Below are 17676 nucleotides of genomic sequence, written 5' to 3'. Positions count from 1 at the left end.
CTCAAACGCTACATAGCCCGCCAAATCTGGCGCACCCTCCAAGCCACCACTTGACACCAACACTCACAGATCTTGAACTTACTGTTCCGGCGTAACGGGGTGAAGTGGTGCTATTCGGGCACGCAAAGTCCAAGATCGACGGGGTGGTGGGGTGGGCGGGACGGGTGGGTGGTTGGGGGTGGGGTGGGGTGGGTTACTCGTCTATGTGGATGACCTCGCCTGCGGCTCGCCTCGGGGTGGCCGGCAATGCCGTGTCGTCCTCCACGTAGCCCAGCCGGACGATCAAGTACGGCTCGCCGACGCCGGACAGCAACCGTGCCAGCAGGCGGCGCGGCCAGGCTACCTCGACCGCCTCGCTGATCGGGGCCGTGGCGATGTGCTCGGCCGTCGCCGCCAGCAGCAGCGCCGACATCGCCTCACCGGCGCGCAGCAGGTCGACCGGCCGGTCGCCGGTGCCGAAGAGGATCACGTAGGCGGCGCCCTCGTCGTGGTCCGCGCCGGGCAGCAGACCCGGTGACCCGTCCGGCAGGAAGTTGCGCATCGGCACGCGGCGCAGTCCGGGCTGCACCGCGGTGGCCGGCGGCACGCCGTCACCGGTCCACGCCGGACGGCTCGTCCAGCGGGTCAACTCGCTGCGGTACGCCGGGTCGAAGAACTCCGCGTCGGCGGCCTCGTCCACCGACACGGCCAATTCCGGCACCCGGTCGTCGGGCACCACGTGCAGGTAGGCGCCCTCCTCCTCGACCCGTCGGCGCAGCAAAGTCAGCGTCTCGTCGCTTACCTGCCGCTCGCCGAACGCCCGCCGGTCGGTGCGCCGGCGGCTGATCGCGGCGACCAACCCGGCCGCCACCGGGTCGGCCGCCCCGCGACCGGTGAGGCGAATGCGGGCCAGCAGGTCCGGTCGTTGCTCCTCGGGCAGCCGCTGCACGTCGGCTTGCCAGCCCTCGGCGGCCAGCGCCATCCGGGCGTGGTGCAGCGCGCCCCCGCAGCTAAGCAGCAACAGCCGGCCCTCGGCATCGGTCACCCCGAGCCGGCGCTGCGGGTCGGTGGACAGTTCCATGACGTCACCGGCGATGCGCCAGGCCCACGGCTGGGTGTTGAACACCGAAGGGGCGCGCAGCGCGGCGCGGGACGCCGCCTCCAGGGCGGTCTGGGCCTCGGCCCGGGTGACCGGGTTCGACGGGGCGTTCATGGGGCACCTCCGCAAGTCGCTCACCCTCACGGTGGCAGGCCACCGGACGCCTCATCAAGGCCGAATGGCCCTGTCCCGCGGGGGTGGTCCGGGGCGAGGCTGACGGCGAGGCGAGAGGGGCCGACGGCGAGGCGAGAGGGGGAGTGAGCGGTCATGCGGGCCAAGGACATCATGACCAGCCCGGTGCACACCGTGCGCCGGGGCGAACCGGTGGAGGTCGCCGCGCGGCTGATGGCCGAGCACGGGGTGACCGCGTTGCCGGTGCTCGACGAGGCGGGCGCGCTCGTCGGCATGGTCTCGGAGGGGGATCTGCTCTTTCACCGGGTGCCCGCGGACCCGACCGCCCACCTGGTGCGCCAGCCGTACGCCACGGCGCCGCGACGGCCGGGGATCGTCGCCGAGGTGATGGCCGGTGAACCGTACACGACCCGGCCCGGCGCCGACGTCGCCGATGTGGCCGAGCGGATGCTGCGGCATGACGTGCGCAGCATGCCGGTCGTCGAGGACGGCGTGGTGGTCGGCATCGTCAGCCGCCGCGACATCCTGCGCGTCATGGTGCGCACCGACGAAGTGCTGGCCGGCGAGGTGCAGCACCGGCTCGACGAGTACGCGGACGGCCGCCGCCGGTGGACCGTGGTCGTGTCGGACGGTGTCGTGCGCATCGACGGCGACTACACCGACGACACCGAACGGACCGTGGTGGCGGTGCTCGCGCGCACCGTGCCGGGAGTGGCGGCGGTGACGGAGGAATAGGCGAAGTCGGGCCGCGCCGACGTGAGAACGCGCACGTCGGCGCGCATCACCGGGCCCCGGCGCATCATGATGATCGACATGGTGACCGCCGACGACCACCGACATCGGAGCGCCCGCGGCACGGCGTTCGCCGCCGTGGCGTTGCTGCTGGCGGCCGTCAACCTGCGCCTCGCGGTGACGAGCGTGGGTCCGGTGCTCGCCGAGATCCGGGCCGGCCTGCACATGAGCGGAGCCGAGGCGGGCCTGCTCACCTCGGTGCCGGTGCTGTGCTTCGCCACGGTGGGTTTCGCAGCCCCGCGGCTGGCCCGCCGGTTCGGCACGTCGGCGGTGATCGCGACCGGCCTGGTGGTGCTGACGGCCGGCCTGGCGACCCGCCCGTACGCACCGGGGGCGGCGGTGTTCGTCCTGCTCAGCCTGCTGGCACTGGCCGGCATCGCGGTGGTGAACGTGCTGCTCCCGATGGTGGTCAAGGACCGTTTCCCGGACCGCGTCGGCACGATGACCGGCCTGTACTCGGTGGCGCTGAACGTCGGCGCCACCACCGCCGCCGCGACCACCGTGCCGCTGAGCCAGGCGTTCGGCGACTGGCGGCTCGGGCTGGCGTCGTGGGCGGCGGTCGCGGTGCTCGCGGTGCCACCATGGCTCCTGCTGGCCCGTGACCGCGATCGATCAGCGCCACCGGAGACCACGGCGATCGAGGTGCGGCTCATCCGTCAACCCATCGCCTGGGCGCTGGCGCTGTACTTCGGCATGCAGTCGACCTCGGCGTACGTGATCATCGGGTGGCTGCCGCAGATCTACCGGGACGCCGGCCTCTCCGCCGAGAGTGCCGGCGTGCTGTTCGCGGTCACCTCGTTCCTCGGTGTGCCGCTGTCGTTCCTGCTGGCCGCGGCGGCCGGGCGGCGACGCAGCCAGAGCGGCATCGCGGCGGCGCTGGGCGTGTTCGGGCTGGCCGGGTACGGCGGCCTGACGCTGTGGCCGGCCGTGGTGCCGTGGGTCTGGGCGGTGCTGCTCGGCGTGGTCAACTGCGCCTTCCCGCTGGCGCTCACGCTGATCGGGCTGCGCGGTCGCACCCCGGCCACGGTGGTCCGTCTGTCCGCGTTTGCCCAGGGTGTCGGTTACCTGATCGCGATTCCGGGACCGCTGCTGGTCGGCGTGCTGCATGACGCCGCGGGCGGCTGGCGGTTGCCGCTGGCGCTGATGGTGGGGCTGATGATCCCGCAGATGCTGGCCGGCATCGCGGCCGGACGCGACCGGCAGGTCTGAGCCGGCCGGCTGATCCGGTTGTCACGCAACCGTCATGTAGCCGGGGGACCGTCGCGACATGCGCGGTGAAGCGTGGCATGCGGCACGAGGAGGGAGGACCCATGTATCCGGTCTGGCCGCAGTGGGAAGACGGCGACGATCGCCGGCTCCAGCACGACGAACGCGACGACCCCACGATGAGCGAGACGCCGCCGTGGTCCTACCTGGACGAAGTGGATGAGGCCCTGGTCGAGGGCGTTGCCGAGCGCCTCGTCGCGGATACCACCATCCGCGGGCGGCGGGTGCAGGTGACGGTCCAGAACTGCGTGGTGATCCTGGAGGGCAACGTGGACACGGCCGAGTCCAAGGACGCCGCCGGGCGGCAGGCCTGGGCCACGCCCGGCGTCTACGACGTCTGCAACATGCTGACCACCGACGCCTGACCGCCGGCCCCCTGATATCCGGTGCTCTGATACCGGCCCCCTGGCTACCGGCGCGCCTGCGCCTGCACCCGGGTGCCCGGCGGGGCGGAGAAAGCGCCCAGGAACCGGTCGCGGAAGGCATCCATCCGCCACACCGGCGCCTGCGGCCCCGGGCGCAGGCCGTCCTGCCAGCCCCAGCCGGCGATCCGGTCCAGCACCGCGGGATCCTTGGCGACCAGTGAGATCGGCACGTCGTGGCTGGCCCCGTCGCCCACCACGATCGGGGACGGCTGGTGGTCGCCGAGGAACACCAGCACCGTGTCGTCCCCGCCGTACCGGCTCATCCAACTGATCAGGGTGCCGAGCGAATACTCGATGGACTTGCGGTACTCGGTGCGGATCGCCTCCGGGTCCTTCCACACCGAGCCGGGCTTTTTCGCCTGCGCCGCGATGCCCGCGAAGACCGAGCCGTCACCCACCTCGTCCCAGCCCACCAGATGCGGAATCGGCGCCCACGGGGTGTGGCTGGACACCAGCGGAATCTCGGCCATCAACGGCCCGCGGCCGGGACGGGCGAACTCGCGGCTCTCGAACGCCGACATGGTGTACTGGTCGGGCATCGGGGCCCAGCTGAACTTCGGCCCGCGGTACCCCAGATTGCGCGAGTCCCACACCCGGTCGTACCCGTAGAACGACCCCTCCGGCCAGGCCCGCGTGGCGCCCGGCATGACGCTGACCGTCTCGTGCCCGGCCTTGCCGAAGGCGCTGGTCAGGGTGAGCCGGTCGCCGGAGGTGAGGTTGCGGTACCGCTGCTGGTTGCTGATCCACACCCCGGACAGGAACGTGGAGTGGGCCAGCCAGCTTCCGCCGCCGAAGGTGGGCGAGGTGAGGAAGGCGCTGCGCGAGGCGTAACCGGCGGCCCGCAACTGCTTGGTCCCCGCGTCCAGCACCGCGTCGACCCGCGGCGCCATCCGCGGATCCTGCACCGCGGACCGGCCGTAACTCTCCACGAAGGCGAAGATCACATCCTTGCCGCGCAGCCCGGCGAGCAGCCGGTCCGCGGGCATGTCCCGGTACGGGTCGACGGCCACGTCCGCGGTGAACTCCCGCTCGTCGCGCAGCCCGTCGCGTGCCGCGAGGACCCGGTCGTACGCGTACATGGCCGTGCTCCGGGCGGCGACCGACACGCCGGGGCTGATCTGCGCGCCGAGCAGGAAGCACAGCAGCCAGGCGAGCGCGGCGGCGAGGGCGCCCCGCAGCGACGCGGTCCGGTGCCGGCCCACCGCGCCGGCCACCCGGATCGCGCACACCGTGGTCAGCGCGGGCACCGCGAGCGCGAGCAGCGCCACCGCGATCAGCGCGCCGAGCGCACCGGCCCGGCCGGCCGACTCGACCAGGAAGTCGTACGCGTCGTCGAACAGCGACCAGTCGAGGATCACGTCGAACGGGCGCGCCAGGGTCTCGAAGAACCCCATGTCGACGATCTTGATCACGGTCAGCACCCCGAGGACCGCGCCGAGCACCCCGGCGGTGATCCGGCGTGCCCGCGCGGGCAGCACGAGCATCAGCGCGACGCCGAGGAACCCCTCGACCGGGATGCGCAGGTATCCGGCGGGCGCGGTCAGCCTGCTGATCAGATTCGGCGCGATCAGGGCGAGGAAGACGACCAGGGCGGCGAGGGCGGTGAGCGTGCGGGCGCGCCAGCGCCGGGGCACAGCGAATCGGGGGAACGGCACGCTCACGAACACGGACGGCGGCGGCCGTCAGTTCAATACCGTCACCGCGGTCACGACCAGTCCGCGCGCGGACAGGAACCGGCCACTCAGCACGGTCAGCGGCGGGCCGCCGCCGGTCCGGCTCCCGTCGACCAGCAACTGTGCCCGGAACGTGCCGGCATCGGCGTCGATGGTCAGGTGCGCGTCCTCGAAGCCGAGCCAGCGCCCGGTCAGCGGGTACCACGCCTTGTAGACCGACTCCTTCGCGCTGAACAGCAGCCGCCCCCAGTGCGTGGCCGGCCGGGCGCGGGCGAGGTCGGCGAGCATGGCCCGCTCGGCGGGCAGTGCGATGCTCTCCTCCACCCCGTCGGGCAGCGGACCGTTGGGTTCGGCGTCGATGCCCACGCCGGCCACCGCGTCCACCGGGGCCACCGCGGCGGCCCGGTAACCGGCGCAGTGGGTGATGCTGCCGGCCACGCCGGCCGGCCAGCCCGGCTCGCGCTTGGGGCCGGGCCGGATGGGCGCCGGCCGGTGACCCAGCCGGGACAGCGCCTCGCGCGCGCAGCGGCGGGCGGTGACGAACTCCCGGCGGCGGCCTTCGACGGCGTTCGCCACCAGGTCCTCCTCGCCGGGGAAGACGGCCTCGCCGGGAATGTCCTCGAAGGCTTCGACGGCGATCACCGCGGTCGGCAGCAGCGCTTCGATCATGCGCCCGCCCCGGTACGGCGGCCCGGCTTCATGCGGCGGCCTCGGGCAGGATGCGTCGCGGCAGCGCCGGGGGAGCGGACCGGCGGCCCCACTCGCGGGGATAGCCGAGCGACACCTCTTCGAAGCGCACCCCGTCGTAGTGCGTGGTGCGGGGGATGTGCAGGTGCCCGTAGACCGCGGCGGCGGCCCGGAACCGGATGTGCCAGTCGGCGGTGCGCTCGGTGCCGCACCACTGGGCGAACTGCGGGAAGTACAGGACGTCGGTCGGCTGCCGGACCAGTGGCCAGTGGCTGACCAGCACGGTCGGCAGGGCGGGGTCGACGGCGGACAGGCGCCGCTCGGTCTCCACCACGCGGGCGTGACACCACGATTCGCGATCCGGGTACGGGTCCGGGTGCAGCAGCATCTCGTCGGTGCACACCACGCCGGAGTCGTACGCGACCTTCAGCGACTCCTCCTTGCTGGTGGTGCCGGGCGCGCGGAACGAGTAGTCGTAGAGCACCAGCAGCGGGGCGATGACCACCGGGCCGTCCGGTCCGGGCCACACCGCGTACTCGTCCTCCGGGGTGAGCACGTCGATGCTGCGGCATCGTTCGACGAGGTGCCGGTACCGGTGTTCGCCGCGCAACGTCAGCGGGTCGTTGCGATGCGACCACAGCTCGTGGTTGCCCGGCGCCCAGATGACCGTGGACCACCGCTCGCGCAGGGTGGCCAGGGTGGCTTCGATGTCGGCCGCGATCTCCCCGACGTCGCCGGCCACGATGAGCCAGTCGTCGGGGCTCTCGGGCCGCAGGGTGTCCGCGATCCGCCGGTTCTCCGCATAGGAGACGTGCAGGTCGCTGACCGCGTACAGGGAGCCCGGCAACGATTCCTCCTGATCAGACGAGGGGTTCCGGCGCCACCTGCGCGTACCGCCGGCGCAGGGCGTCGAGGACGGGGTGACCGGGGTCGAAGCCGACCGTGTCGACGGCGGCGACCGCCCGGATGCCGACGGCGGCGTTGGTGGTGAACGCGGCGGCCATCGCGGGCAACTGGGAGATGCCGACCGGCTCGCGCCGCTGCGGGCCGTCGTAGGCCCGCTCGATCAGCCGCATGGTCACCCCCGGCAGCGCGTCGGCCAACGGCCAGATCACGGTGTCCCCGTCGAAGAACCCGATGTTCCAGGTCACGCCCTCGCTGACCAGCCCGTCGGCGTCGAGGAACAGCGCGTCGTCGTAGCCGTCCTGCTGGGCGCGCCGGCGCTGGTGCAGCGGCCCGAACAGGCCGGTGTGCTTGACCTGCGGGACGTCCCGCTCATAGCGGACCGTGCGCACCCGCACCGGCGGCGGGTCGTGCGGGCCGGCCGGCCGGGTGGTGACCAGAAGCTGCGGGGTGCCGGCCGCCGCCGGGCGGGCCAGCGGCAGAGCCGGGTCGACGACGGTGACACGGACGGTCACCGGGCCGGGCGTGCCGGCGACCGCGGCGGCGATCTCCGCGCGCACCCGGTCCGGCGACAGCCGCGCGCCGAACAGTGCGGCGCAGTCGGCGGTCAGCCGGTCCAGGTGCAGGCCGAGGCCGCGAACCCGCCCGTCCTCCACGAGCATCGTGGTGAAATGCCCGTAATTGGTGAGCGCCAGGCTCTCCATCGTGGTCGTGGCCGTCGCGGTCATGGCCGCCAGTCTGACATCCGGCACCCGGTCCCCGCCGACCCGCACGTCTCTGGCCGGGGGAATCTAGCAATTCGCCTATCGGCATATGCCGTTGCATGACCGTACCCAACAGCCGAGCGAAAGGGCGGGGCCATGACGGCGGTCCTCAATCACGGCGCGGCGCGCCCGGCCACGGCGGCGCCGGCTGCCGCGGCGGATCCGCGCGACCCGATGGCGCGCGCCGGCCAACTGCTGGACGCGGGCACCGTCACGGCTCTGCACGAGCCGGACGACCTGGGCGTGCTGACCGTGCGGGGCCGCATCGACGGCGCCGACGTCATCGTCTATTGCACCGACGGCACCCGGATGGGTGGGGCGATGGGCGCGGCCGGCTGCGCCCGGATCGCAGCCGCGATCGATCTGGCGGTGACGCACCGTTGCCCGGTGGTGGGCATCTGGCACTCCGGAGGCGCCCGCCTGGCCGAAGGCGTGCAGTCGATGGACGGCGTGGGTCAGGTCTTCGCGGCCATGGTGCGGGCGTCCGGCCAGGTGCCGCAGCTTTCGGTGGTGGTCGGCCCGGCGGCCGGCGGTGCCGCGTACGGGCCGGCGCTCACCGATCTGGTGATCATGAGCAAGGCCGGCCGGATCTTCGTCACCGGGCCGGACGTGGTGCGGTCGGTGACCGGCGAGGACATCGACCAGGAGGGCCTGGGCGGCCCGGTGGCGCACGGCAAGCACTCCGGCGTGGCGCATGTGATCGCGGCCGACGAGGCGGACGCCTACCGGCGCTGCCGCCGGCTGGTCACGCTGTTCGCGCGGCCCGGCCGGGTGGATCTGAGCGCGGCGGCCTCCGGCATGCCGGTGGAGGCGTTGCCGCACAACGTGCGCCGGGCGTACGACGTACGGCCGGTGGCCAAGGCCGTGCTGGACAGCGACTCGTTCGAGGAGTTGCAGGCCAAGTGGGCGCCGAACGTGGTGATCGGGCTGGGGCGGCTGGCCGGGCGCACGGTCGGCGTGGTGGCGAACAACCCGCTGCGCAAGGGCGGCTGCCTGGACTCGTTGTCGGCGGAGAAGGCGGCCCGCTTCGTGCGGCTCTGCGACGCCTTCGGGATCCCGCTGGTGGTGCTGGTCGACGTGCCGGGCTACCTGCCCGGCGTGGACCAGGAGTTGGGCGGGGTGGTGCGCCGCGGGGCCAAGTTGCTGCACGCCTTCGCCGAGGCGGTGGTGCCGCGGGTGACGCTGGTGCTGCGCAAGTCGTACGGCGGCGCCTACATCGCGATGAACTCCCGGTCGCTGGGCGCCACCCGGGTGCTGGCCTGGCCGGACGCGGAGGTGGCGGTGATGGGCGCCAAGGCGGCGGTGGGCATCCTCAAGCGCCGTGAACTGGCGGCCGAGCCGCCGGAGACCCGCGGCGAGCTGGAGGCGCGGCTGATCGCCGAGCACGAGCGCGTGGCCGGTGGCGTGGACCGGGCCGTCGAGCTGGGCTTGATCGACGAGGTGATCACGCCCGCCGAGACGCGCCTGAAGGTCGCCGAGGCGGTCGCCGAGGCCCCGGCGGCGAGGGGTGCACACGGGAACATCCCCCTCTAGGGGACCGTGTCAACCCCTAATAGTATGACCTTTCCCCTGTCTATTCGGGTCATCTACGGGTTCCGTGTCCGACCGGATGTGATCATGATTGACGGGTGACGCACGGCACGGACGCGATGGTCTGCCGCGCGCCGGTCACCCGGTGACCGGCAGCGCGAACGCAGACCTGGCCCTGATCGAGCGCCAGGCGTGCCTGCGGCAACTCACCGCCATGCTGGACGAGGCCAAGCAGGGGCACGCCTCGGTTGCCGTGCTGTCCGGCCGTTGCGGCAACGGGCAGTTCGCGTTGCTGCGACACACCATGGCCGCCGCCGCTGACCGCGACATGCCCGTGCTGACCGCACGGGCCGGCCACGCCGACCGCGGGCGGCCGTTCGCCGCGGCCGAGCGGATCGTGACCGACCTGACCGGTGGACGGCCGTTCGATGCCGGCGTGGCGGACAGCGCCCCGCAGACCGGTGCGCCGCCCGGCCTGCACGAGGCCGTTGCCGCGCTGCGGGACCGGCCCGCGCTGCTGGTGATCCGCGACTCCCGCTGGCTGGACGACGACTCCCGGGGATGGCTGCGCTCGCTGGCGCGTCGGCTGCCCGGCCTGCCGGTCGCGGTGATGTTCGGCGGCCTGCACATGGCCGAGGAGGCCGACTGGCTGGGCGTGCAGGCGTTGCGCGACCAGGTCCCGGTCAACGGCCTGGAGCTGCTCCCGCTCACCGCGGCGGGGGTGTCCCGCCTCGTCGAGATGACCTGCGGCGTCGCCCCGGACGACGAGTTCGCCGCGTCGGCGGCCCGGCTCAGCGCGGGCAGCCCGGACGTGCTGAATGACATGCTGCGGGTGTTCCACGCGGGCCGCCGGGATCCGGTCGCCGCGCAGGTCCCGGCGCTGACCGCGGCGGCCTCCTCGGCGTGGGCCGAGCACACCGATTTCATGCTGCGTGAGCTGCCCCCGGCGGTGACCGCGGTGCTGCGCGCCCTGACGGTCTGCGACGGCCTGCTGGACCTGCCGCTGGTCTACGCCCTTGTCGAACCGTTCGCGATGAGCGCGGCCCGGATGCGGTCGGTGCTGGAGTCGTGCGGTCTCACCGCCTCCGCCGGCGACCGGCTGACTGTGGTGGCCCCCCAGGTCGGCGCCCGCCTGCTCGACGGCATGTCCGCCGAGGTGCGCGGCGACCTCTACGCGCGAGCGGCGGAGCTGGCGCACCGGGCCGGGGCCGACGATGAACAGGTCGCCGGGCTGCTGCTGCGGGCCCGGCCGGTGGGCGCCCGATGGGCGGTGCACCGGCTGCGGCAGAGCTCCGCCGCGCTGTACCGGCGTGGCAGCTACGACCGTGCCCGCGCGCACCTGTCCCGGGCGCTGACCGAGCCGCTGCGCCCCGAACTGCGCGCGCACATCGGCGTGGAACTGGCCGGCGTGGAAGCGGTCGACGCGCCGGAGGCCAGCGACCGCCGGCTCGCCGACATCGCGCAGACGGTGGGCACCTGCGCCCCCCGGACGGTGCTGCGCGCGGTCGACCTCTGCCTCGCGCGCGGCGACGCGGACCAGGCCCGCCGCGCGGTGCTGCAGGCGCTCGCCCGCACCGGCGCCGAGGTGCGCGAGGATCTGATCGCGCTGGGCGCGCTCGCCGACGAACTGCGCTCGCACCCGGCTGAGCTGGCCGTGCCGGCCATGCCGGTGCTGCCCGAGCGGCCGTCGGCGCCCGCCCAGGCCGGGGTGCGAGCCTGGAGCCTCGCGGTGCGCGGCGTGCGCCGGGAGGCCGCCCGCACACTGGCCCGTGCGGCGCTGCGCTCCGACGCCGACGAGGTGATGCCGCGCCTGGCGGCCTGCCGGGCGCTGATGCTCGCCGACGAGCTCACCGAGGCGGCGGCCGGCATGGACCGGCTCGCCCGCGGCCTGGGCGGCGGGCACGCCGCGGCGGCGCTGGGGCGGGTGCTGGCGGCCCGTGCCGAGTGCCACCTGCGCCGCGGCCGGCTGGACCTGGCCGCCCGCGACGCGCACGACGCGCAACACGCGCTACCCCCGACAAGCTGGCACCCGCTCGCCGTGCCGCAACTGCTCACCGTGCGGATCCTGATCGAGGTGGAGTCCGGGCGCGAGCAGGTGGCGGCCGAGCTGGCCGCGGGAGCCGTGCCGGCCGGCGCCGAGGAAGGTCCGTACTGGCCGTTCCTGTTGTTCGCGCGGGCGCTCACCGCCCTCATGGCCGATCGGGCCGCGGATGCGGCGGCGGTGCTGCAGCACTGCGGGCGTGCCATGGTGCGGCAGGGCTGGCTGAACCCGGCTCTGCTGCCCTGGCGCTCGCTGGCGATGGAGGCCGCAGTGCGGGTCGGTGACCTGGACCGGGCCCGGTCCATCGCGGCCGAGGAGGCCGAACTGGCCGGCCGCTGGGGCGCGCCGGGCGCGATCGGCTGGGCGGAGGTCAACCGGCTGCGCCTGTCCGGCGCCACCGTGGCCGGTGGTGCGCCGGGCGGGGACGACATGCGCGAGGCTGTCAGCCTGCTGCGCCGCTCGCCGGGACGGCTGATGCTCGGCTGGGCGATGGCGGAACTGGCGCACGGGCAGTTCGCCCACGGCGACCGGGAAGCCGCGTTGCACTCACTCACCGCCGCCGAAGAGGTGGCCTCGTCCTGCCCGGCCGGGCGGCTCGCCCAGCGCCTGAACCCGCTGCGGGAACCGCTGCGCGAGGTGCTGAACCGGCGTACCCCCCGGCAGGCGCTGGCCGCCTCCGCGGGCGCACCGGACCGGTTGCTGTTGCACCCGGCGTGGGCGGCACTGTCCGAAAGTGACAGGATCACCGCGATGCTGGCCGGGCGCGGCAACCGCAACCGGCACATCGCCACTCTGCTCTCGGTCTCCGAACGTACCGTGGAGTTGCGGCTGAGCCGGGTCTACAAGGCCATGCGGCTGGGTGGGCGCACCGAGTTGCGGGCCCTCATCCAAGCCGCCGGGAGCGGATGATCCATGCTGCTCGAACGTGCGGCCGAGCTGACCCGGATCGGCGCCGGCCTCACCTCGGCGCGGGCCGGCCGGCCGGAACTTCTGATGGTGCGCGGACCGGTGGGTGCCGGGCGATCCGCGCTGCTGCGCGAACTGCCCGCCGATCCGGACGTCGGAGTGCTGCGGGCGGCCGGGTCGCCGGGCGAGCACGATCTCGCGTACGGCGTGCTGCGCCAGCTCGTCGAGCCCGAGCGCAACACCGGCGGCCTGCGAGCCACGCCCGGCGGGGCCCCGGCCGTCGAGGCGGCCGCGCACGCCCTGCTGACCCGGCTCAGCGCCGCCGGCCCGGTGCTGCTGGCGATCGACGACATGCAGGATGCCGACGAGCCGACGCTGGCCTGGCTGACACAGGTGAGTGCGCGCAGGCACGGGCTCCGGCTGCTGGTGGTCGGCGCGGTCCGCGACGGCGACGTGCGCAGCGGGCATCCGCTGGTGCGCGAGCTGACCGAGTCCGCCGACGCGGTGCTGCGTCCGGCGCCGCTGTCCGCACCGGCGGCGCGGCGGATGCTGCACGAGTCCATCGGCGCCACCGCCGCCGCGGAGTTCCTGACCGCGTGTCACGCGGCGGCCGGCGGCAACCCGCTCATCCTCACCGCGCTGGCCGAACACGTGGTGTCCACCGCGCTGCCGCCGGACGCCGAGCATGCCGGCCGGGTGGGCGCGGTGTGCCCGGCGCCGCTGCGGGACAGGTTGCTGGCGGTGATCGCCGGGCAGCCCGCCCCGGTGCGCTCCGTGGCGGCGGCCATCGCCGTGCTGGGCGACGACGCCGACGAGGCGTTGCTCGGCCCGCTCGCCGGCGCCGACGCGGTCGAGGTGGGCACCGGGCTGCGGGCACTGCGTGAACTGGGCCTGGTCACCGCCGACGGCCACCCGCGTTTCACCCATCCGGCGGGACGCTCGGCGGTCGAGTTCGACATGCCCATGGCCGAGCGGCTGCGCGCCCATCAGGCCGCCGCGGAACTGCTGTACCGCCGCGGCCACCCCTCCGAGCAGGTGGCCCGGCAGCTCATGGCGGTGCCCGCGCTGCGCCTGACGTGGTCGGTCGAGGTGCTGCGGGCCGCCGCGGCGTCCGCCCGGCACCGCGGCGCGCCCGACGTCGCGGTGGACTACCTGCGGCGGGCGTTGCTGGACTGCTCCGGCATGGGACCGGACCGCGCCTGGCTGCTGCTGGATCTCGCCGCCGCGCAGCGCGACCGCGAACCGGCCGACGCGGAGCGTCTGGTCGATCAGGCGGTGCCGCTGTTCGACACCCCCCGGGACCGCGCCGCGGCGGCGTTGCGCATCACGCCCACGGTGCTGGGCTGCGCCCGGCCACCGGTGGCGGACCTGTTCCGCCGGGTGGCGCGCGACCTCGGTGATCCGGCCGCGTCGGACGCCCCGGCCCGCGCCGCCGCACTGGGCCTGGAGGCCCGGTTACGCCACATCGGACTGGCCGACCCGGCCGAACTGGATCTCGCCCTGGCCCGGCTGCGGGCGCTGGGCGCGGTGTCGCCGCTGGACTCGGCCGCCGAGCGCCAGCTCATCGCGGTGCTGCTGCACGCCGCCGTGGTGACCGGACGGTTGCCGGCCGCGGCCATCGCGCCGCTGGGCGAACGGATCCTGCAACACGAGACGCTGCGCTCCGCCCACCCGCAGGCCACCGTGGCGCTCACCGTGCTCGCCCTGACCGCGGCGGACGCCCTGGGCGCCGCGAGCCGGTGGCTGTCGGTGGGTGCCGACCCGGTGGGCCTGCGGCTGCCGGCCGCGGCGGAGAACCGCATCGACGCCCTTCGCGCGTACGTGCATCTCGGCCGCGGGCGGGTGGTCGCCGCCCGCACCAGCGCGGAACGGGCGGCGCACCTGGCCGTCGCGGGCTCGGAGACCGAGACGCTGGCGCTCGGCGCGCTCGCCTGGGCGGCCGTGGAGATGCACGACGGCGCCCTCGCGGCGAACGTGGCGGACCGGCTGGAGCGTAGCTCCCCGTCGCTGAGCGCCACCGTGGACATGGTCCGTGCGCACAGCATGGCGCAGCAGGGACGCCCGGACGAGGCGCTGGAGACGTTGCTGGACTGCGGCGCCCGGCTGCGGGACGCGGGCTGGCGCAGCGTGGCGCTGCTGCCGTGGCGGGTGCACGCGGCGGTGCTGCGGCACCGGCTTGGCGACCGGTCCGGCGCGGCCACCCTGCTCGACGAGGAGCACGCTGGCGCGTTGTCCTGGGGCGCGCCCGCCTCGCTGGGCCGGGTGCTGCGGGTCAAAGGCCAGATGGAGGGCGGGCCGCGCGGCTTGGAACTGCTGCGCGAGGCGGTCGCGGTGCTGCGCCGCTCGGCAAACGAACTCGAACTGGCGCGGGCGCTGCTGGCGCTGAGCCGCACCGCCCCGGACGCGGCCGAGGGCGTGGCCGCGGGCCGCGAGGGGACCGCCCTGGCAAGCTCCTGCGGGGTGCCCTGGCTGGCCGGCGCCACGGTCGCCGCCCATCCGGTCACCGCGGACAGCGCGCTGACCAAGACGGAACGGCTGGTCGCCTCCCTGGTCGCCCGCGGGCTGACCAACCAGGAGATCGCCGCGATGCTGGGCGTCAGCCGCCGCGCGGTCGAGAAACACCTCACCAGTTGCTATCGCAAGCTCGGCGTCTCCGGGCGCGCGGAACTGGTGGAATCGCTGACCGGCGCCTGATCTCCCTAGCGAACCTTTTCAACCTGGCATCGAGCCCGTCAGTTGCGCGCCGTCGACCAGCGGCGGCATCTGCCGGCCTCGCCACGGTGAAAAGGTTCAGTCTTTCGGGCAATCAACAACCGGCGCGCGGGCAACACCTGGCCGTTCGGCCGAGTCGAATCGCGACGGTGGTCCTGGCCACTTTCAGCCACTCCGATCTTTCGCGCGGCGCTCATTCTTAATACGCTCTTAACCACGGCCGGACCCACGGGCCAGGAAATCGGTCGGCGTCGCATTCTGGCATGACCGTTACTGCCGGATCGGGTGACCGAATGGGCATCGCAGCCCCACACGGCACCATCGATATCACGCCTCTGATCTTTCATTAAGATCGATATTCTTCGGCGCAAGGTAACGGCTCAATCGGCGCAGCGTAAGGTACGGAGCGGTGTGGTTCGGTTTCGGTTCGGTGGGTTCGGTGGCCCGACTTCACCCCATCTGAACTGGGAAAATATTGCCGTCGTGCGTACCGAACCCGGTGCCGGTGTCCGAACCGTACGGTGCGCCTTCGCCGTCGGCCTCCGAACCCTTGCCCGGACCGCCGCAGTGACGCCCGAATGACGGTCGCCGATGTTTGACATCGGCAAAGCGGGCGATGCAGGCTTTCGCCGGATCGAGCCCGACGCTGCGGGACTTCACCGGTGTAAAGCCGGAGCCTTCTGACGCGCGTCGGTACGGGGGACAAATGCTGACGCCCAAAGTCGATGGAGGCTCATCGTGTTTTCCGCACCTATGACGCACCAGCCGGAGGGCATGTCCCACGGCGCTGGGGGCGACGAACTGCACACGGACGGCCCCGGCGTCTGCATGGCACATCTGGACCGTACGCTGGCGATCCGGCACGCCAACACGGAATTCTTCCGCCGTTTCGGGGAGACCTCCGCGCAGTTGTGCGGGCGCCGATTCGCCGACCTGATCCACCCCAGCGTGCAGGCGCCGGTGATGCGCAACTTCGCCCGCCTGCTGGAGGGCAAGCACCACCGGTTCGCCAGCCGCGTCATCGCGGTGCGGCCGGGCGACGAGCCGCTCACCGGCACCCTCACCGGCGTCGCGGTGCAGGGCGGCGCGCCGGATGCCACCGGCGTCCTGGTTCTCATGCGCCCGGCGGACCAGCAGACCGTGGCCGACACCGCGGTGATCGGCCGCAAGAAGATCCTCAGCAAGATCGACGCCAAGATCCTGGAGGGCATCGCCGCCGGCCTGTCCACCATCCCGCTGGCCTCGCGGCTCTACCTCAGCCGGCAGGGCGTCGAGTACCACGTCAGTGGACTGCTGCGCAAACTCAAGGTGCCCAACCGCGCCGCTCTGGTCTCCCGCGCGTACTCGATGGGCGTGCTGAACGTGGGTGTGTGGCCGCCGAAGGTGGTCGAAGACTTCATCAAGTGAACTTTTTCAACGTAGTGGGGCCGGCAGGTGCCGCCACTGGTCGGCGGCACGAAACCGGCGGGCTCGATGCCAGGTTGACAGAGGTTCAGTGAGCCCGGCCGGCGGGATCTAGGGAATCTGCCGGTCGCGCGGTCCTACCGTCGCTGCGACGACGGTCGAGGTGTGTGAAGGGAAGACGATGGCCAGGCGTGCGCTAATCACCGGGATCACCGGCCAGGACGGTTCATACCTGGCCGAACACCTGCTCAACGAGGGTTACCAGGTCTGGGGGCTGATCCGCGGGCAGGCCAACCCCCGCAAGGTGCGCGTCAGCCGCCTGGCCTCCGAGCTGTCCTTCGTGGACGGTGACCTGATGGACCAGTCGAGCCTCGTCTCCGCCGTGGAAAAGGTGCAGCCGGACGAGGTGTACAACCTGGGCGCGATCTCGTTCGTGCCGATGTCCTGGCAGCAGCCCGAACTGGTCACCGAGATCAACGGCATGGGCGTGCTGCGCGTGCTGGAGGCCATCCGCATGGTCAGCGGCCTCGGCGCATCCCGCAACGGCGGCACCCAGATCCGCTTCTACCAGGCGTCGTCCTCGGAGATGTTCGGCAAGGCGGTGGAGACGCCGCAGCGCGAGTCGACCCCGTTCCACCCGCGCAGCCCGTACGGGGTGGCCAAGGCGTACGGGCACTTCATCACCCGCAACTACCGGGAATCCTTCGGCATGTACGCGGTGTCCGGCATGCTGTTCAATCACGAGTCTCCGCGCCGCGGCGCGGAGTTCGTGACCCGCAAGATCTCGCTCGCGGTGGCGCGCATCAAGCAGGGCTTCCAGGACAAGCTGCATCTGGGAAACCTGGAGGCGGTCCGCGACTGGGGCTTCGCCGGCGACTACGTCCGGGCCATGCACCTGATGCTGCAGCAGCCCGAGGGCGGCGACTACGTCATCGGCACCGGGCAGATGCACTCGGTGCGTGACGCGGTGGAGATCGCGTTCGCGCACGTCGGTCTGAACTGGCAGGACCATGTGGTGATCGATCCGGCCCTGGTGCGCCCCGCGGAGGTGGAGGTGCTGTGCGCGGACCCTGCGATCGCGAACGCGCGGCTGGGGTGGAAGCCGACGGTGAACTTCCCGGAGCTGATGCGGATGATGGTGGACTGCGACCTGACGATGGTGTCGCGCGAGCGTGAGTACGCGGACCTGATGCCGGCCGGTGCTTGGTAAGACCGTCCCCCGACGGCGAGAGCGCGAGGCCCCGGTAACCCGGGGCCTCGCGCTTCGTCGTAGCCCGCCGCTTCACCCCGCGCTCGCCCCGTGCGCCCCGCGCGCTCGCCCCGCGCGCCCCGCGCGCCCCGCGCGCTCGCCCCGTGCGCCCCG

General features: G+C 73.2%; 14 protein-coding genes. 8 read left to right on the top strand and 6 right to left on the bottom strand.

Annotated features, from left to right (window positions below):
- Nucleotides 1-193: 193 nt before the first annotated feature.
- The gene (locus IEY73_RS31380) at nt 194-1192 is read right to left on the bottom strand and encodes an Acg family FMN-binding oxidoreductase (RefSeq protein WP_189082975.1); all 999 of its coding nucleotides are present in this window, start codon (nt 1190-1192) and stop codon (nt 194-196) included.
- 153 nt (nt 1193-1345) lie between these two features.
- On the opposite strand from IEY73_RS31380, the gene IEY73_RS31375 reads away from it, so the two are divergent.
- From IEY73_RS31375 to IEY73_RS31365, 3 genes are all read left to right on the top strand, one after another.
- Entirely contained in the window at nt 1346-1945 is a 600-nt protein-coding gene (locus IEY73_RS31375) for a CBS domain-containing protein (RefSeq protein ID WP_189082974.1), read from the top strand.
- Between the two features lie 78 nt (nt 1946-2023).
- Complete coding sequence (locus tag IEY73_RS31370; protein ID WP_189082973.1) at nt 2024-3211, top strand: CynX/NimT family MFS transporter; 1188 nt, start codon at nt 2024-2026, stop codon at nt 3209-3211.
- A 101-nt stretch (nt 3212-3312) separates the two neighbouring features.
- Nucleotides 3313-3633 (top strand): BON domain-containing protein, encoded by a 321-nt coding sequence (locus IEY73_RS31365; protein ID WP_189082972.1) that lies wholly within the window; start codon nt 3313-3315, stop codon nt 3631-3633.
- Nucleotides 3634-3677: 44 nt separating this feature from the next.
- On the opposite strand, the gene IEY73_RS31360 is transcribed toward IEY73_RS31365, so the two are convergent.
- The 4 genes from IEY73_RS31360 to IEY73_RS31345 are packed head-to-tail and all read right to left on the bottom strand — an operon-like array spanning nt 3678 to nt 7684.
- A complete protein-coding gene (locus tag IEY73_RS31360; protein ID WP_229716334.1) occupies nt 3678-5354 on the bottom strand; it encodes a sulfatase in 1677 nt (558 codons plus the stop codon).
- A 21-nt stretch (nt 5355-5375) separates the two neighbouring features.
- The gene (locus IEY73_RS31355; protein ID WP_189082971.1) at nt 5376-6035 is read right to left on the bottom strand and encodes a 4'-phosphopantetheinyl transferase family protein; all 660 of its coding nucleotides are present in this window, start codon (nt 6033-6035) and stop codon (nt 5376-5378) included.
- A 28-nt stretch (nt 6036-6063) separates the two neighbouring features.
- Complete coding sequence (locus IEY73_RS31350) at nt 6064-6900, bottom strand: metallophosphoesterase family protein (RefSeq protein ID WP_189082970.1); 837 nt, start codon at nt 6898-6900, stop codon at nt 6064-6066.
- Nucleotides 6901-6913: 13 nt separating this feature from the next.
- Nucleotides 6914-7684: an aminotransferase class IV gene (locus IEY73_RS31345; protein WP_189082969.1), complete on the bottom strand. Its 771-nt coding sequence runs from the start codon at nt 7682-7684 to the stop codon at nt 6914-6916.
- 210 nt (nt 7685-7894) lie between these two features.
- On the opposite strand from IEY73_RS31345, the gene IEY73_RS31340 reads away from it, so the two are divergent.
- The 3 genes from IEY73_RS31340 (at nt 7895) to IEY73_RS31330 (ending at nt 14891) form a co-directional block, all read left to right on the top strand.
- Entirely contained in the window at nt 7895-9253 is a 1359-nt protein-coding gene (locus IEY73_RS31340; RefSeq protein ID WP_229716335.1) for an acyl-CoA carboxylase subunit beta, read from the top strand.
- 142 nt (nt 9254-9395) lie between these two features.
- The gene (locus tag IEY73_RS31335; RefSeq protein ID WP_189082967.1) at nt 9396-12200 is read left to right on the top strand and encodes a hypothetical protein; all 2805 of its coding nucleotides are present in this window, start codon (nt 9396-9398) and stop codon (nt 12198-12200) included.
- Nucleotides 12201-12203: 3 nt separating this feature from the next.
- Complete coding sequence (locus tag IEY73_RS31330; RefSeq protein ID WP_189082966.1) at nt 12204-14891, top strand: LuxR C-terminal-related transcriptional regulator; 2688 nt, start codon at nt 12204-12206, stop codon at nt 14889-14891.
- 468 nt (nt 14892-15359) lie between these two features.
- On the opposite strand, the gene IEY73_RS31325 is transcribed toward IEY73_RS31330, so the two are convergent.
- The gene (locus IEY73_RS31325) at nt 15360-15569 is read right to left on the bottom strand and encodes a hypothetical protein (protein WP_189082965.1); all 210 of its coding nucleotides are present in this window, start codon (nt 15567-15569) and stop codon (nt 15360-15362) included.
- Between the two features lie 78 nt (nt 15570-15647).
- On the opposite strand from IEY73_RS31325, the gene IEY73_RS31320 reads away from it, so the two are divergent.
- Together IEY73_RS31320 and IEY73_RS31315 are read left to right on the top strand one after the other, a co-directional pair.
- Complete coding sequence (locus tag IEY73_RS31320) at nt 15648-16316, top strand: helix-turn-helix transcriptional regulator (protein WP_229716333.1); 669 nt, start codon at nt 15648-15650, stop codon at nt 16314-16316.
- A 178-nt stretch (nt 16317-16494) separates the two neighbouring features.
- Nucleotides 16495-17523 carry a GDP-mannose 4,6-dehydratase gene (locus IEY73_RS31315; RefSeq protein WP_189082964.1) on the top strand — a complete coding sequence of 343 codons (1029 nt, stop codon included), beginning with the start codon at nt 16495-16497 and terminating at the stop codon, nt 17521-17523.
- Nucleotides 17524-17676 lie beyond the last annotated feature (153 nt).

It is taken from the genome of Mangrovihabitans endophyticus, from assembly GCF_014646155.1.
GTDB lineage: Bacteria > Actinomycetota > Actinomycetes > Mycobacteriales > Micromonosporaceae > Actinoplanes > Actinoplanes endophyticus.
The sequence above is the reverse complement of the archived record's forward strand: the minus strand, read 5'-3'. Positions and strand labels throughout refer to the sequence as shown.

Bases quoted from the DNA above. Each gene is read 5' to 3' on its own strand.
- IEY73_RS31380 (WP_189082975.1), bottom strand. From the start codon at position 1,192: ATGAACGCCCCGTCGAACCCGGTCACCCGGGCCGAGGCCCAGACCGCC.
- IEY73_RS31375 (WP_189082974.1), top strand. From the start codon at position 1,346: ATGCGGGCCAAGGACATCATGACCAGCCCGGTGCACACCGTGCGCCGG.
- IEY73_RS31370 (WP_189082973.1), top strand. From the start codon at position 2,024: ATGGTGACCGCCGACGACCACCGACATCGGAGCGCCCGCGGCACGGCG.
- IEY73_RS31365 (WP_189082972.1), top strand. From the start codon at position 3,313: ATGTATCCGGTCTGGCCGCAGTGGGAAGACGGCGACGATCGCCGGCTC.
- IEY73_RS31355 (WP_189082971.1), bottom strand. From the start codon at position 6,035: ATGATCGAAGCGCTGCTGCCGACCGCGGTGATCGCCGTCGAAGCCTTC.
- IEY73_RS31345 (WP_189082969.1), bottom strand. From the start codon at position 7,684: ATGACCGCGACGGCCACGACCACGATGGAGAGCCTGGCGCTCACCAAT.
- IEY73_RS31340 (WP_229716335.1), top strand. From the start codon at position 7,895: ATGGCGCGCGCCGGCCAACTGCTGGACGCGGGCACCGTCACGGCTCTG.
- IEY73_RS31330 (WP_189082966.1), top strand. From the start codon at position 12,204: ATGCTGCTCGAACGTGCGGCCGAGCTGACCCGGATCGGCGCCGGCCTC.
- IEY73_RS31315 (WP_189082964.1), top strand. From the start codon at position 16,495: ATGGCCAGGCGTGCGCTAATCACCGGGATCACCGGCCAGGACGGTTCA.